Annotated in this window: 13 protein-coding genes; 11 read left to right on the plus strand and 2 right to left on the minus strand. The window is 60.2% G+C overall.

All coding sequences use genetic code 11. From position 1 onward, the window contains the following. Positions 1 to 32: 32 nt before the first annotated feature. Positions 33 to 1,091, minus strand: coding sequence for an N-acetylneuraminate synthase family protein (locus AC6I1V_RS09630; RefSeq protein WP_302551909.1), 1,059 nt, complete (start codon positions 1,089 to 1,091; stop codon positions 33 to 35). 324 nt (positions 1,092 to 1,415) lie between these two features. Here AC6I1V_RS09630 and AC6I1V_RS09635 point away from each other — a divergent pair, with 324 nt between their 5' ends. After that, entirely contained in the window at positions 1,416 to 2,912 is a 1,497-nt protein-coding gene (locus AC6I1V_RS09635) for a penicillin-binding protein activator (protein WP_486853384.1), read from the plus strand. A 456-nt stretch (positions 2,913 to 3,368) separates the two neighbouring features. Here AC6I1V_RS09635 and AC6I1V_RS09640 read toward each other — a convergent pair whose 3' ends face one another. Beyond that, positions 3,369 to 3,797, minus strand: coding sequence for a PaaI family thioesterase (locus AC6I1V_RS09640; RefSeq protein ID WP_302551911.1), 429 nt, complete (start codon positions 3,795 to 3,797; stop codon positions 3,369 to 3,371). Positions 3,798 to 3,976: 179 nt separating this feature from the next. Between AC6I1V_RS09640 and rfbF the strand changes: the two genes are divergently transcribed. The 10 genes from rfbF to AC6I1V_RS09690 all read left to right on the plus strand — a co-directional run bounded on the left by rfbF (position 3,977) and on the right by AC6I1V_RS09690 (position 16,078). Next, positions 3,977 to 4,747, plus strand: coding sequence for a glucose-1-phosphate cytidylyltransferase (gene rfbF, locus AC6I1V_RS09645; protein ID WP_302551912.1), 771 nt, complete (start codon positions 3,977 to 3,979; stop codon positions 4,745 to 4,747). 343 nt (positions 4,748 to 5,090) lie between these two features. Continuing rightward, the gene (rfbG, locus tag AC6I1V_RS09650; protein ID WP_308772236.1) at positions 5,091 to 6,251 is read left to right on the plus strand and encodes a CDP-glucose 4,6-dehydratase; all 1,161 of its coding nucleotides are present in this window, start codon (positions 5,091 to 5,093) and stop codon (positions 6,249 to 6,251) included. Continuing rightward, on the plus strand, positions 6,235 to 6,681 hold the full coding sequence (locus tag AC6I1V_RS09655) for a dTDP-4-dehydrorhamnose 3,5-epimerase (protein ID WP_486853383.1): 447 nt from the start codon (positions 6,235 to 6,237) through the stop codon (positions 6,679 to 6,681). The genes rfbG and AC6I1V_RS09655 overlap by 17 nt, the downstream gene beginning before the upstream one ends. 108 nt (positions 6,682 to 6,789) lie before the next feature. Further along, positions 6,790 to 7,920, plus strand: a complete 1,131-nt coding sequence (locus AC6I1V_RS09660) for a DegT/DnrJ/EryC1/StrS family aminotransferase (RefSeq protein ID WP_486853382.1) — start codon at positions 6,790 to 6,792, stop codon at positions 7,918 to 7,920. Between the two features lie 466 nt (positions 7,921 to 8,386). Then, positions 8,387 to 9,316, plus strand: coding sequence for a glycosyltransferase family 2 protein (locus AC6I1V_RS09665; protein WP_482331402.1), 930 nt, complete (start codon positions 8,387 to 8,389; stop codon positions 9,314 to 9,316). A gap of 195 nt (positions 9,317 to 9,511) precedes the next feature. After that, positions 9,512 to 11,149, plus strand: coding sequence for a dephospho-CoA kinase (locus AC6I1V_RS09670; protein ID WP_486853381.1), 1,638 nt, complete (start codon positions 9,512 to 9,514; stop codon positions 11,147 to 11,149). Positions 11,150 to 12,409: 1,260 nt separating this feature from the next. Further along, positions 12,410 to 13,198: a ParA family protein gene (locus AC6I1V_RS09675; RefSeq protein ID WP_308771417.1), complete on the plus strand. Its 789-nt coding sequence runs from the start codon at positions 12,410 to 12,412 to the stop codon at positions 13,196 to 13,198. Positions 13,199 to 13,257: 59 nt separating this feature from the next. After that, complete coding sequence (locus tag AC6I1V_RS09680; RefSeq protein ID WP_486849345.1) at positions 13,258 to 14,232, plus strand: ParB/RepB/Spo0J family partition protein; 975 nt, start codon at positions 13,258 to 13,260, stop codon at positions 14,230 to 14,232. Between the two features lie 20 nt (positions 14,233 to 14,252). After that, positions 14,253 to 15,269: a D-glycero-beta-D-manno-heptose-7-phosphate kinase gene (gene rfaE1, locus AC6I1V_RS09685; protein ID WP_486853380.1), complete on the plus strand. Its 1,017-nt coding sequence runs from the start codon at positions 14,253 to 14,255 to the stop codon at positions 15,267 to 15,269. Positions 15,270 to 15,655: 386 nt separating this feature from the next. Then, positions 15,656 to 16,078: a DUF2000 domain-containing protein gene (locus AC6I1V_RS09690; protein ID WP_486853379.1), complete on the plus strand. Its 423-nt coding sequence runs from the start codon at positions 15,656 to 15,658 to the stop codon at positions 16,076 to 16,078. Positions 16,079 to 16,254: the final 176 nt, after the last annotated feature.

The following is a 16,254-nucleotide window of genomic DNA, read 5'->3' on the forward strand; positions in this document are numbered from 1 at the left end:
GCCTTCTCCCGCCCCTTCCAGCACATGCGTTTTTATTCCAGATGCGCCCACTGAAGGACGGTATCTTCCTCGATGTCAGCGCGGGCGGCCATGCCGAGCACTTCATAATAATGGCGGGGGCTGATGCCGCCAGCGGGACGCTTCCACGTGAGGTCGTCCTTGTCGATGATCTTCCCGGCGGGGATGTTGCGGTTGGCGACGAGCGAGCGGCGGGCGTTCCGGCGGGCGGGCTCCTCGGAGGCCAGGGCTTCGATGCGCATTTCCCCGATCATGGACAGCGTCCGCTCGAAATTCCGGCGGAAGAGCTGGAGATCCTTGTAATCCATAGCGTGGTAATGGTCGTTGCCGGGCAGCGTCTTGTCGTGGCTGAAGTGCTTTTCAAGGATTTGCGCGCCGAGCAGGGTGGCGACTTCCAGCACCTTCATGTCGTTGGGCAGGGTGTGGTCGGAGTAGCCGATGACGTGCTGCGGGAAATGGCGGACGAGGGCCGGGATCATGCCGAGCGCGGCGTTTTCATCCATCGTGGGGTAATTCAGCACGCAGTGGAGCAGGGCCAGCGGGTTGCCCTTGGCTTCAATCCAGCTCACGGCCTCGGCGATTTCGGCAAGGCTTGCCGCGCCGGTGGACATGATGATGGGCTTTTTGAAGTCGCACATGAATTCGATGAAGGGGCGGTTTGTGAGATCCGAGGAGGAGATCTTGAACACGTCCATCATGTCGTTGAGGAACTTGGCGGATTCCACGTCGAACGGCGTGGACATGAAGGCGATCCCAGCCTGATCGCAGTGTTTTTTCAGATTTTCAAATTCGTTTTTCCAGAACGAGTCGTGCTTTTTGAACAGTTCGTACTGGCTTGGGGTCGGCTCTTTGGTGGTGTCCCAGTAGGCCGGGGAATGCTTGGAGGCAAGGGTTCCCGCCTTGTAGGTCTGGAACTTGATGGCGTCCGCGCCGCCGAGGGCGGCTTCGTCGATGAGGCGGCGGGCGATGTCCATGCTGCCTTCATGGTTCACGCCTGCTTCGGCGATGACGTAGGGGCGCTGGAAGCGGGTTGCCGGGACGGGGTGCTTGCTGATGAGTTCGGTAAGGTTCATAAAACGCTCCGTGAAAAGGTGCGGCGGTTACGGGAAAAGAGAGGCTCCCCTGCCTTGTACCCTTGCCGCGAACGCCGGTCAAATGGCGCAAACCGGCATCAAAGCCCTGTGTTTAGGCGAGCCGGGCTTGCCTCGCTTTCCGCCATGCTGTAGCCTTGAAACGCCTGTGGGGAACGGATGCGCTTTTCCCGCCTGCCTTTTTGGGGTGCGGCTCCGTTTTGCGGGCTTTTTGTTTCCTGTGCGGCGTATCTATACGGATGGAACCATATCCTTGGGGGAATCATGAACGGTTGTCTGAAATGGCCTGCACGGGCAGGCGCTTTGATGGTTTTGGCGTGCCTTCTGCTGCTCGCCGGGTGCGGGCGTACCGTATTTGTCTCCGGCGGCTACGCGCCTTCCTCCCAGCCCGGCCATGCCGCCAGCGGCCAGCCTCTTCCCGAACAGGCTGATGCGGCGTGGAAGGCGGGCAATTATGCCGAAGCCGAGCGCCTGTACAATGTGGTGGCCCGTGACGCCGCGCTTTCCACGGAGCAGCGCGCGTTGGCGTGGGAGCGTGTGGCTCAGGCGGCCCTTTTCAGCGGCAATAGGCAGGGCGCTGAGAATGCCCTGAAATTCTGGAAGGATCTGGTTCCCGGAGCGGAAAACAGCCCCGCGTGGCTTGATGTGCAGGGCAAGCTTTCCGGTGCGGGCGGCACAGGGCAGCCTTCATTCAGTTCCGGGTGTGTGGCCTTGGCCTTGCCCCTGAGCGGGGCGTACGGGCCGTTCGGCAACAAGATCGCCGCAGGCGCCACGGCTGCGCAGGGTGAATTGTCCAAATCCGGCATGATGATGGATGTCCGTATGATCAATACGGAATCTCCCGATTGGCTGGACAAGCTGGCCCAACTGCCCCCGCAGTGCGTGATGGTGGGCGGGCCCCTGCGCGCGGATCGCTATACGGCGATGAAGTCCCGCAGCATTCAGCAGTCGCGCGCCGTTTTCGCCTTCCTTCCGAGCCTTGAGGGAAGCGACGAAGGGACGGTCGCGTGGCGTTTCTTCGCCAGCCCGCAGGATCAAATCAACGCTGTCCTCAAATTTACGCGCAGCCTCGGCATTTCCAGCTACGGCGTCCTTGCGCCGACGGATACTTACGGGCAGCGGATGACGGATCTGTTCCTCAAGGCCGTGCGCGCCAACGGCTCCGCGGCTAAAGTGGCGACCTATCCTTCCGGCGACACCTCCAGTTGGGGCGAGGTGATGCGCGGTTTTGTGGGCGGCACCATGCGCGGCAAGACCCCCGTGCCGACATCCACCTTCCAGGCGGCTTTCATTCCAGATAGCTGGAAGAATCTGGAACTGCTCGTGCCGTTCCTGTTCTATCAGGGCGAGGATCGCCTCGTGCTGATGGGCACGTCCCTTTGGGAGCAGGGGCTTTCCAACCGTTCGAGCGTCAATGTGGCGAACCTCGATCTGGCGATTTTCCCCGGTGCGTGGAATCCGGCGTCCCCGTCCCCGGCTGCGGGCGCCCTCGTGCGGGCGATGGCGGAGTCCGGCAAGGGCATCCCGGATTTCTGGGAAGGCATCGGCTATGACTTTGTCCGCATGGCCTCGGTCATGAACCTTCAAACCCCATGGACGCCCGCGCAGGTGAACCGGCGTTTGGCCTCCGCCCAGAACATGGAGTGGAGCATGGCCCCCATGAGCTGGGCCAACGGCAAGGCGGCGCAGGCCCTTTTTGTATTCCGTCCGGTGCAGTCCGGCTTTGAGCTAGCCGATCCCGCGGCGTTCAAGGTCCGTTACAACGAGATCATCGCCCGCCACGCCCGCCGCGTAGGGAGGTAAAAGGCAGCGCCTCCGGCGGGCAGGGCTCCGCCCTGCACCCGCTGGGGGGCATGATGCCCCCCAGACCCCCTCAAGGCGAATGAAAAGGGTTCCGCATCCGGCTTGCGCCGGACACGGAACCCTTTTCATTCGCCCCAAGGCCGTCAGGAGCCGCCTTTTTTGAGGGCACGGCGGCTTGGAATTTGTTTGATATGGAGAGGGAAAGGCGTTTTTTTAGGCCATATCGTCGTTTAAAATATAACTATTTAAAATTATTAAAACAATATTTACAACCTAAAATAATTCAATAGTTTCAATATATAATTAACAACACAACCCGGCCTGTTGCCGGAACGGACTCCTGTCGGGGGGCCTCCCCATCAGTCGAAAGTCTTGGGAGAGGGAGGGATGGGGGTGTGGGGGAAGGGAGGGGGAACCTTTCTTTAGAAAGGCTCCCCCTCCCTTCCCCCACATATTCTATTCCTCTTCAATCGCCAGCTTCGTGTCGAGGCGGTAGCCGGAGATCATGGCGCAGGCGATATAGGTTCCCTGCCCGTCGTAGATTTTGACTTCATAGGTGGCGAGATGCCTGCCGCCGTTGGCGAGCCGGGCTTCGGCGACGATGGGGCCTGCCTTGGCGCTTTTCATGTAGGAAATGGTGGCGTTGGTGCTGATCATGGTGCCGTCTTCCTGCCCGAAGTTGGAAGCAAGGCCGAAAGCCATGTCCGCGAGGGTGAACAGCGCGCCGCCGTGCAGCATGTCGAGGGAGTTTTTGACGTGATCTTCAAACGCGAGGCTGACCTTGCCGTAATCGTAGTCGGCATCTTCAACGGTGATGCCGTTGTGCATGGCAAAACGGTCGTGGGCTTCAAGGAACCGTTTGATGGCCTGGACGGATGGGGACATGGGATTCCTCCTGATGCGGATGGCGTCGAAAAGGGGCTGGAAAAGGATTGCGGGGCGGCGGCTTTTTGCCCGGAAGGACGGGGTATTCACCTTTGCCGCGTGTTTTGCTAGTGTGGCCGCACTCCGGCAGTCCGGTCGGGATACGGAGCTTCCTATATCTGGAAACATGAGGCAAGTCCATGAAAGTTATTATTCTGTGTGGCGGTAAGGGAACCCGGCTCCGCGAAGAAACCGAGTTCAAACCCAAGCCGATGGTCGAAATCGGCGGGCGTCCGGTGCTGTGGCATATCATGTCCATGTACGCCCGGTACGGTCACAAGGATTTTGTGCTGCCCCTCGGCTACAAGGGGGAGGTCATCAAGCAGTATTTCCACGATTACCGTATGCGCAATGCGGACTTCACCGTGGATCTCGCCACCGGCTCGACGACCTACCACCCGACCGCGCAGGTGACCGACTGGCGCGTCACCATGTCCGACACCGGGCAGGAAACCCTGAAGGGGGCGCGCATCAAGCGCATCGCGCAGCACATCGACACGGATCGCTTCATGGTCACCTACGGGGACGGCGTTTCCGACATCAATATCAGCGAACTGGTCGATTTCCATATCAAATCCGGCAAGATGGCGACCTTCACCGGCGTCCGGATGCCTTCCCGCTTCGGTTCCGTCAAGACCGATGAAAACGGGAACATCCTGTCTTGGCAGGAAAAGCCCGTCCTGGACGAATACATCAACTGCGGGTTCTTCGTGTTCAAGCGCGAATTCCTTGACTATCTTTCTGAGGACGAGTCCTGCGATCTCGAAAAGGAGCCGCTCGAACGCCTTGCCGCCGAAGGCCAGCTTTCCATGTACCGCCACACCGGTTTCTGGCAGTGCATGGATACCTTGCGTGACGCGCAGGCGCTCAATGCCCTTTGGGACAAGGGCAACGCCCCGTGGTGCAAATAAGATTTTGATATGCGGGGGAAGGGGGAGGGAACCCTTCTGGAGAAGGGCTTCCCTTACCCTTCCCACGCACCCCATCCCTCTCCCTCCCAAGGCTTTTGCAAGCGGGGCGGGCTGAGGGAAGGGCATTCCGATACGCCTTTCTTTGAAAAACAGTTTCCCGGCGGCTCCGTTGCGGCATTGTGAAAAAGGATGCCCGACGCCCACAGAACCGCCGTATCCCATGCAGGCGCATGGCCTGTGCGGGATGCGGCGGCGCTGAAGGGCCGGGGGGAATCATTCCCCCCGGCAGGAGCCCGGAGGGCGGCAGCCCTCCGCCGGAGGCATTCTCCCCCAAGGACAATCTATGTTTGGTCATATCTATGAAGGCCGCCGGGTGTTCGTCACCGGGCACACCGGATTCAAGGGTTCGTGGCTGACGGCGTGGCTGCTCCAGATGGGCGCGGAAGTCGCCGGTTTTTCGGACGCCGTGCCGACCGCCCCGTCGCATTTCGACGTGATCGGGCTTGGCGGGCGTATCCGCGACTATCGGGGCGATGTGCGTGACCGCAAGGCGCTCATCGAAGCCATGCGGGAGTTCAAGCCCGAAATCGTGTTCCACTTGGCTGCGCAGGCGCTTGTGCGCGCTTCCTACGAAAACCCCGCCGACACCATCGAAGTCAACGCGATGGGCACGCTCAACGTGCTGGAAGCCGTGCGCGTGACGCCTTCGGTTGAGGCCGTGGTCAGCATCACCAGCGACAAGGCGTACCGCAATGACGAATGGGTGTGGGGCTATCGTGAAACCGACCATCTGGGCGGCTACGATCCCTACAGCGCATCCAAGGGCTGCGCCGAGATCATCGCGCATTCCTATTTCAAGTCGTTTTTCGGCGATCCGGTGAATACGCCGTATTGCGCCACGACCCGCGCCGGGAACGTCATCGGCGGCGGCGACTGGGCGGCTGACCGCATCGTGCCCGACTGCGCCCGCGCGTGGAGCGAGGGCAGGGAAGTGGAAATCCGCAGCCCGCACGCCACCCGCCCGTGGCAGCATGTGCTGGAGCCGCTTTCCGGCTACCTGTGGCTCGGCGCGAAGCTGTTCGCCGCGCACCGCGACGCGGTGAAATCGGGCAAGGGCGACGGCTGCCATGAAGGGTTCAGGCTCGACGGCGAGGCGTTCAACTTCGGGCCTTCTTCCGACGCCAGCCACACCGTAGCCGATGTGGTGCGGGCGCTGGAAAGCCAGTGGGCCGGGTTCGGCAGCAAGATGGATTTGGCGGGGCAGGCCGGGATGAAGGAATGCACCCTGCTCAAGCTGTGCTGCGACAAGGCGCTGGCCTGCCTCAACTGGCGCGCCACGCTGGATTTCGACACGACCATGCGGTTTACCGCCAAGTGGTACGAAGTGTTTTACAAGGGGCAGGGCGCGGACATTTACGCGTTCACGCAGTCGCAGATTCAGGATTACTGCCGCAAGGCCGCCGCGTTGGGGCTGCCGTGGAGTTCCGATGGAATCCGTTATTAAGGACGTGGAGTTGCAGGATTTGGCCGTCATCCCCACGAACGGCGGCCCGGTCATGCACATGATGCGCCCGGCCTCCCCGCTGTTCGGGGAGATCGGGGAAGTGTACTTTTCCGAAGTTGAGCCGGGATGCGTGAAGGCATGGAAATGCCACACGCGCCAGACGCAGCGTTTCGCCGTACCGGTGGGGCGGCTGAAGATTGTCCTGTATGACGGCCGCCCGGAGTCCCCGACGTACGGGCGGATCATGGAAGTGCTGCTCGGCAGGCCGGACAACTACGCGCTGCTGCAAATCCCGCCGCGTGTCTGGTACGGCTTTACGGCGGCGGGGGGCGTTCCTGCGGTTATCTGCAACTGCCCGGACATCCCGCACGATCCGGCGGAAGGGCTCCGCAAGGACGTCGATTCGCAGGATATCCCTTATCATTGGTAACACGTCAGGGCAGGGTTTTCCCTGCCCCTTTTTCTGGCGTCCGCCATGCGGCGCCGACCTATGCGCCCGCCGCACGGCGGGGCAGGGGGGGAACCCCCGGAGACTGACATGAGCATGAGACTTTCCCGTTCCATCGTTGGCGAGGCCGAAGCCGAGGCCGTGCGCCGCGTCATCTGCGAAGACGGCTACTTGGGCATCGGCAAGGAAGTGCAGCAATTTGAGGCTGATGTAGCGGCTTATCTGGGCGTGCCCGCGAGCTGGGTCATTTCCGTCAATACCGGGACGGCCGCCCTGCATCTGGCTGTCGAGGCCGTGCTCGGGCACGGGAGCGGCGCGGAAGTGCTGGTGCCTTCGCTGACGTTCGTGGCGTCCTTTCAGGCCATCAGCGGGGCCGGGGCCGTCCCCGTGGCCTGCGATGCGCGCCTTGATACGGCGACCATCGATCTCGCCGATGCGGAAAAGCGCCTTACCCCGTGCACCAAGGCCATCATGCCGGTGCACTATGCGAGCAACCCGGTCAATCTGGACGGCGTGTATGCGTTTGCGGAAAAGCACGGCCTGCGGGTCATCGAAGATGCCGCCCATGCGTTCGGATGCCTGTACAAGGGCCGCAAGATCGGCAGCTTCGGGGATGTGGCCTGTTTCAGCTTTGACGGCATCAAGAACATCACCTGCGGCGAAGGCGGCTGCATCGTGGCCTCGGATCAGGCGGTGGCCGAGGCCGCGCGCGACGGGCGTCTGCTTTCCGTGGAAAAGGACACCGAAAAGCGTTTTTCCGGGCAGCGCAGTTGGGAGTTCGACGTGGAGCGGCAGGGCTGGCGTTACCACATGAGCAACATCATGGCGGCCATCGGTCGGGTGCAGTTGGCCCGGCTGGACGGCGAATTCGCCCCCAAGCGCCGTGAGCTTGCGGATCTGTACCGCGAACGGCTTTCCGGCGTGCCCGGCGTGGCGCTGCTCACGGCTGAGCCGGAAGCGTGGATCGTGCCGCATATTTTCCCGGTGCGCATCCTGAACGGGCGTCGGCATGACGTCATCGGCGCGCTGGATGCCCAAGGCATCCCCACGGGCCAGCACTACAAGCCGAACCATTTGTTGTCGCTGTACGGCGGGGGCAAGCCGTCCCTGCCCGTGACCGAGCAATTGCACGGCGAGCTGTTGACGCTGCCCTTGCATCCCGGCCTGAGCCGTGAGGATGTCGAGTCCGTTTGTGCGGGGATCATCGAAGCGGTGAAGTAGCGGGGATGCCGCCGTGGGATGCCTCCGGCGGCAAGGGGCCCCGCCCCTTGACCCCGCCGGGGGGAATGATTCCCCCCGGACCCCTTCAGTGCGGCCCCGGCTCCTGAACGCCCGGCGCTGCGCTTGTGTGTTCAGGAGCCGGGGCCGATATTGCGCGTCAATAGGCTCTCCGCTGTAAAAACGGGATACGGACGGGAAACGGGTCGGAAAATTTTTTTTAAGGGCTGAAAAGGCGATTATGCGCGTCGTTTTTTTGACGCCCCTTGAGTTTTTTGTGGACGGCGCTGCCGGGAAACTGTTTTCCGGGTCAAGCCGCCGGGCCGCCCCACACGCCGTTCGCCCCATTTACGAAAGTCTTTGGGGAGGAAGGGGAGGGGCGTGGGGAGGGGAAGGAGGCCCTTTCTCCAGAAAGGGCCTCCTTCCCCTCCCCACACGTTTTTCTCCCCCCTTCCAACAAGAGGTCTCTATGCCGAAAGTTACGGTGATCATGAATTGCTACAACAGCGCGGAACACCTTCGCGAGGCGATGGATTCGGTGTTCCGGCAGTCGTGGCCCGATTGGGAAATCGTGTTCTGGGACAACTGTTCCACGGACGACAGCGCCGCCATCGCGCAGAGCTACGGCGGGAAGGTGCGGTATTTCCTCGCCGAGAAGACGGTTCCGCTTGGGGCCGCGCGGAACCTTGCCATTGCCAAGGCTGAGGGTTCCCTGCTGGCGTTTCTGGACTGTGATGACGAATGGCTTCCCACCAAGCTGGAAAAGCAGGTGATGCTGTTCGATGCCAATCCGAGGCTCGGCCTGGTGAGCACGGATACCGAGATGTTCAGCGGGAAGGGCACGCTTTCGCGGATGTTCGAGTCGACGCATCCGGCGCGGGGCATGGTGTTCCGCGAACTCATGACCCGGCAGTGGATTTCCATGTCCTCGGCCATGATCCGCAAATCGGCGCTGGACAGCCTGGGCGAGTGGTTCGACGAATCCCTGAACGTATGCGAAGAGGCGGATGTGTTTTATCGCATCGCCAAAACGTGGGAACTGGATCATGTGGACGAGCCGCTGACCCGTTGGCGCGTCCACGGCGTAAATACGACGTTCCGCAAGTTCGGCCAGTTCGCGGATGAAACGCTCCGTATCCTCGACAAGCACCGGAGGCTGTACCCCGGCTATGACCGGGACTATCCCGATCTGGTCGGGATCCTGACCCGCCGGGCCGCGTTCCAGAAGGCCGTGGCCCTGTGGCGCGAGGGCAGCGGGGCGGAGGCCCGCAGGCTGGTGGCTCCTTATGTATCCTCGCCCAAGATCCGCCTGTTCTGGCTGGCGTCATGGCTGCCCGGAAGCCTCTTTGATCCGCTTTCGCAGTTGTATTTCAAGCTCCCCGGTTTTCTGCGCAAATAAGAAACGTGTGAAGGCAGGCTGTTGCGTTTGCTTCCGCTTTGATTGTGTGTTTTCATGGAAAAAGCCGGAATGGGTTCTTTTGAGCGGCCTCCTCGTCCTGCTTGAGGCGGGAAGGAGATATGTCCGGGGAGGAAGAAATCCTCTTGAAGAGGATTCCTTCCTCCCCGTTACACCCCACCTCTACCGATATTCCTTATGACACGAACATTTGCTTTCACAGTTGACGGCGGGCGGGTGCGGCTTGACCGTTTCCTTGGAGAGGCCCTGCGGGAACAGGATGTTTCACGTGAAAAAGTGAAGCGTGCCATCCGGGATGGCGGCTGTCTTGTTGACGGGGCCGTGTGTACGGATGTCTCCGCCAAGGTAGGGGCCGGGCAGTCCGTGGAACTCAGGATGGAAGCGGAGCCGACATCCGTGCAGCCGGAAGAGGGCGAACTGGAGATCCTCTATCAGGATGCGTGGCTTGCCGTGCTCAACAAACCGGCGGGGATGACCGTACACCCCGCGCCGAGCTGCCCTGAGGGGACGCTCGTCCACCGGCTGGTGGCGCGTTTCCCGTCCCTGCGGGCGCAGGAAGGCTTCCGGCCCGGCATCGTGCACCGTCTGGACAAGGACACCTCCGGGCTTATCTGCGTGGCGCTTACGGAAGAGGCGAGGATGCGGCTTTCCGAGGCGTTCGCGGCACGGGAAATACGGAAGGAGTACCTTGCTTTGGTGCAGGGCGTCCCCGCCCCGGCGGGCACGGTGGATGCGCCGCTCGGCAGGCATCCCACGGTGAAGGTCAAGGTTGCAGTGGTGAAAAACGGGAAGGAAGCCCGCAGCGAGTGGCGCGTGCTGCACAAGGGGCAGGGCTACAGCCTGCTTGGGGTACGGATTTTCACGGGCCGCACGCACCAGATCCGTGTGCATATGGCGCATGTCGGGCATCCCCTCTGGGGCGACAAATTATATGGAAGGGGCGGTCAGGCTCTGACGCCGCCCGTCCCCGGCGTGCTGCTCAAGCACGATCCGGCTCCGCGTCAGATGCTGCACGCATGGCATTTGTCGTTCATCCATCCGTTTACGGGCGAGAAGATGGCCTTCACCTGTCCGCCGCCGGAGGATTTCATCCAGGCGGCGCTGACGTTGGAACGTCATATGCGGCGCGTCGTCGTAACCGGCGTGGCGGGATCGGGGAAGTCGCTGTTCATGCGGATGCTGGCGGAGGAGGGCGTCCCGATATGGAGCGCGGACGCGGCGGTAATCCGGCTCTATGAGCCGGGCCGGGAGGCTTGGCAGGCGCTGCGCCTGCGCTATGGCGATCGGTTTATTCCCGACGACCGTTCGCCTGTGGATCGTAAGGCTTTGGCTGCCGCGTTGTTGCCGGAAGCTGAGTCGGGCGTGGATGTGCACGAGTTGGAAAGCCTGCTGCACCCGCTGGTGCTGGATGATCTTGAACGCTTCTGGAGCGGGCAGGAAGAAGCGGGGCGGGGCTACGCCGTCGCCGAGGTGCCGCTGTGGTTCGAGTCCGGCTGGAGCCGCAAGTTGTGCGGAGAACGGCGGCCCTACGTTGTGGGGATTTCCTGCGAGCAGGGCGAACGCTGCCGCCGCCTGCTGGAAGTGCGTGGCTGGTCGGATACGTTCATGGCCCGGATGGACGGCCTCCAGTGGACGCAGGAACGCAAGATGGCGGGGTGCGATCAGGTCATCGCCAATTCCGGGACGGAAGAGGCTTTGCGGGGCAAGGCAAGGGCTTTTATCCGGGAGATGGAGCACTGGGAGGCGAAAAGCCGGGCTGCCTTCCTCGAACAGTGGGAGCGTCTGGTGAACGAGCCTTGCCCGGAGGTAGGATAGGTCTTTGCAAGGCCGTTTGCAGAGGGAAAATCTGGGCGGCTCCCCTGAAAGGGCAAAACGCACATAAGGAATGGGCGCATTCCATTTTTTTGGGGCCGTGCCGAACGGGAGCTTTCCTCGTCTCGTCCCGGCGGGCGTCTCCGAATATAATATGTTCTGTTTTTTTAGGGTGATTTTACCTTGAAAAGGTTCTTCCGGCTGTGGGAAGCAGGCGGTCGCTGTGAAGGTATAAGAACAGCGTATTTGCGTTGTTCAATGCCGGATCGGGAGTGCCTAAAACTTTAAGGTTGTAAAATTTGGCTTTATCATGAGGCTGTATCCTAGAAAATGGCTGATGCTTTTTTATTGAAATTCCAAAGGAATAGCCAGAAAAACGCTTCAGCTATGGATTCAGCCAAGGGGAAAACCGGAGAAAAAGGCTGTCTTTTCACCGTGCTGTGGAGATGAAACCACCACACACTATGACAGAGCCTATCATAAAAATGGCTGGTGCTTTTTTCCTCGAAGTTTCAAAGGAATAACCAGCAAAATGTCTTAGCCGTGGATTCCGCTAAGGGGGAAACTGGAGAAAAAGGCTGTATTTTTAGTACGGTGGAGATGAAACAAGTCCATACCATGATAGGGCCTAGGTCGTGTCACTAATTAGATATAATTTATTGAAATTATTTAATTATTTTTGAGGGCGCAAAAGATTGTTTTTAATGATTTCAAATAGTTCCATGTAAAAACAACGACTCGACCTAAAAATTCAGGCGGTTCATAGGAACTGGTTGATGCTTTATTTCTCAACAATTCCAAGGAAATAACCAATAAAATGCCTCAACTAGAGAGTCCACCAACGGAAAAACGAGAGAAAAGCCTCTATTTTCACCATACTGTGGAGAGAAACAACCATATCCTGTGGCAGATCCAAATTGTAAAGTTCAATTGCCCTCATGGTAACATCGGTTTCTTCTTATTCTCTTTTCGCCTTCCCTTGACGTGAGGAGTGACATCTTCTAGAGAACGGTAAGGGAAGCGTGCCTGTTTCCCGTGAAACATTGCCGTTCTCCATGAGGGGGATTTTCCGGCGCAGCCGTCCGGGAACGCTTCCGTATGGCCTTGCTGCGTGCCGTATGCGTGAAGATGCGGCACGGGGAGCCGCCTGCCGTTTGCAAGGCCGCCATGCGGAATTGTCTGGGAAGGGATGAGGCTCAGGCAGCCTCGGCCTTTTCACCTTTCATGTCCTTGCGCTTCTCCTATTGCCAAAGAGGGACGTTCATGGCTCGAATCATTGCCATTGCCAATCAAAAAGGCGGTGTAGGCAAAACCACTACCGCCATCAATCTCGCCGCTTCATTGGCGATTATGGAAAAACGCGTGCTGCTCGTGGACTGCGATCCGCAGGCGAACACTACTAGCGGGCTCGGCTTCGGTCAGGATGCGCTGCCGGCCAATCTGTACACGTCGTTCTTCCAGCCTGAAAAGGTCAACGAGGCCATTTTGTCCACGGTTTCGCCGTACCTGTTCCTCTTGCCTTCCGGTACGGATCTGGCGGCGGCGGAATTGGAGCTTGTGGATAAGATGGGGCGGGAATTCTATCTTTCCGAGTTGCTGGAGCCGCTGGAAAAGCGTTTTGATTTCATTATATTGGATTGCCCCCCGTCGCTCGGCCTGCTTACGCTCAATGCCCTGTGCGCCGCCAGGGAGATCCTTGTGCCGCTTCAATGCGAGTTCTTTGCCTTGGAAGGCATCGTCAAGCTGCTGCAAACCTATGAACAGGTCAAGAAGCGCCTCAACCCTCAGTTGGGGCTTCTCGGCGTGGTGCTGACCATGTTCGACGGGCGGAACCGTCTGACGCGGCAAGTGCAGGAGGAAGTGAACCGCTGCTTCCCGGATCAGATCTTCAAGACGGTCATCCCCCGCACCGTGCGGCTTTCCGAGGCCCCCAGCTTCGGCAAGTCCATCCTCCATTACGACATCAAGTCCAAGGGATCCGAGGCCTATCTGAATCTTGCCAAAGAAATCGTCATGCGCAAGCCCGGCTCGCGTACCGCGAAGTCGGAGTAATGTTTCACGTGAAAACATCGGCAGGGCGTCCCTGCCTTGAACGACTGTGAGGTTTTCCCATGTCTGCGAATGAACGTGGTTTGGGGCGCGGTCTGGATGCGCTGTTCCGCAACGTAACGCCTGCGGAGCGCCCGTCTTCGGGCAAGGCGGACAATGCGGGGATGCCCGCGCCTTCGACGCCCAAGCATACGACGACTCTGCCCATCGCGGCCCTGACCCCCTGCAAGGGGCAGCCCCGCAAGCATTTTGACGAGGCCGCGCTTGAAGAGCTGGCGGCTTCCATTCGGAGCCAAGGCATCATCCAGCCGCTGCTGGTGCGCCCGCGCCGTACGGAAACGGCGACCATCTACGAGATCGTGGCGGGCGAGCGCCGTTGGCGGGCCGCGCAGCGCGCCGGGCTTACCGAGGTGCCCGTTTATCTGCGGGAACTGTCCGATGAGGACGCCCTGACCGCCGCGCTTATCGAAAACCTCCAGCGCGAGGATCTGAACCCGCTTGAAGAGGCACAAGCCATCCAGTCCCTGCGCGAGCGTTTGCCGTACAGCCAGGAAGAACTGGCCCAGCGGCTTGGCAAAAGCCGTTCCGCCGTCGCCAACTCCCTGCGCCTGCTCCAACTCCCCCGGCCTATGCAGGAGGCGCTCAAGGACGGCGTGTTTACGCCCGGCCATGCCCGTGCGGTGCTGGCGCTTCCTGAACGCGCTTTGCAGGACATCCTGTTCAATGCGGTCATGACGCGCCGCCTTTCCGTGCGTGACGCCGAAGAAGCCGTCATCCACTGGAAACGGAACGGCCTGTTGCCGTCTTCGCTGATGGGGGCCCCCGCTCCCGCGGCCCGCAGTGCCCGTGCGCCCAAGCCCGCGTGCATCAAGCTGGCCATCCGGCAGCTTCGGGAGAACGTCGCGCCCAAGGCGTCCATTTCCGGGACCGGCCACGCGGGGCGGATCACGCTTCCCTACGAATCCGAAGAACAGCTTGCGGAACTCCTGAGCCGTCTGGGGCTCTCGGTGGAGCTTTCCGAAGCCAAACCGGAATGAGCTTCAACCAAAGGATTTCCATGTCTGACGTGTCCCCGGTTCTCTTGACGCCCGATGTCGTGGGCGGGCTGGCAGGCAGGCGCGTGCTGGTCGTCGGCGACATTATGCTGGATGCCTATCTTATAGGCGACGCGGATCGCATTTCCCCGGAAGCGCCCGTCCCCGTCGTCCGGATCGAAAAGGAACGCTACCTGCTCGGCGGCGCGGGCAATGTGGCCCGCAATATCGTGGCGCTTGGCGGCGTAGCGACGCTCGTGGGCGTGGTGGGCAAGGATGCCTCCGCCGATCGTATCCGGGGGCTCGCCCGTGATGAAGGCATTTGCGGCTCGTTCGTGGCCCTGCCGCAGCGTCCGACCACGGTGAAAACCCGCGTCATGGCCCGGCGCCAGCAAATGCTGCGCTTGGACAGCGAGGACGCCAGCCCGCTTTCCTCCGGCGATCAGGAAGCCCTGCTTTCCGTCATTGCGGAACAGCTTCCGGCGCACGATGTGGTCATCCTGTCCGATTACAGCAAGGGCATCGTCTCCCTGTCGTTCATGTCCCGCTTGCGTGGGCTGCTCGCCGCCGGCCCGCATCAGGTGAAGGTCTTGATCGATCCCAAGCCGGGCAATGTCGGCTTGTACGGCGGCTCGTTCCTGCTCACGCCGAATACGAAGGAAACGGGCGAGTGCGCCGGGATGCCCGTGCGGAACCGTGAGGAAATCCTTGCCGCCGGGCGCGCCATCCTGGAAAAGGTCGGGTGCCCGCATCTGCTCACAACCCTTGGTTCGGACGGCATGGCGCTGTTCTCCGGCCCCTCCGATGTTTGGCATGTCCCCACAATGGCGCAGGACGTTTTTGACGTGACCGGCGCGGGCGATACGGTCATCGCCACCCTTGGGCTGGGGCTTGCCGCCGGGCTGCCCCTTCTGGCTTCCTGCGTGTTGGCGAACTACGCCGCCGGGCTCGTCGTCGCACAGGTCGGGGCCGCCGTCGCTTCACCCGATGCGCTGCGCGAGGCTATCCGTGACTTGCCGGTAACCATTACGAAATGGTAAAAATACAATAAAAAGCTCTACGGTTTTTGATGGGGGCGGTATGCGCCTCCGAACGTCGGTTTCCCTTTCGGGAACCCGGCGTTTTTTTGTGACGAAAATGTGGAAAGATGGTTTCCGGGGCAAGGCCGTATTCGATATGGAACGGTGGAAATGGTGGGCAATATCGTGCAAGCGTTTGCTCTGGCCCCGTGCTAGGCTTTTTCTGAAGGCTCTGTCATACACATGCTTGTTTTATCTCGGCAATATGCTGAAAAAATATGCTTTTTCTCCAATTCTCCGCTGGTTGGCTTCATGACTGGGAATTTTATTGGTTATTTCTTTGGAATTTCAAGAGATAAAGCATCAACCGTTTTCTATGGCACAGCCTTCCTGAAAAGGAGAGTGACGTGGGAAGTACGAATTCAAAATGCGTAATGATTCTGGACGAAAGCCTGCCTTTGGGCCTTCTCGCCAACACGGCCGCCATCTTGGGCATCACGCTGGGCAAGCATATGCCCGAAGCGGTCGGCGCGGACGTTTTCGATGGATCTGGAAAGGCCCATCTGGGCATTATTACGTTTCCGGTACCGATTTTGCGGGGGGATGCGGAACAGATCCGCTCCATCAGGGAAACACTGTATGGAGACGGCTATCAGGATGTGATTGTTGCGGATTTTTCCGATGTGGCCCAGTGCTGCAAAAACTACGGCGAATACATCGGCAAGGCGGCGCGGGCGGATGAAAGCGAATGGCGGTATTTCGGCATCGGCCTTTGCGGCCCTAAAAAGCTGGTCAACAGACTGACCGGAAGCATGCCGCTGCTGCGATGAGGGTATCCACCTCTTTGCGAATGCAGGGAATGCTTCAAACGCTTGAGGCATTCCCTGCATTTTTATATGGCAGTCTAAATGCAGGGAGATTTTTCAGGGAAACGGCTGGCCGTTGGCGGTTTCTTTCTTTCTTTCTTTCTTTCTTTCTTTCTTTCTCTCTCTCTCTCTCTCTCTCT

The organism is Bilophila sp. T19-St14 (assembly GCF_059728385.1).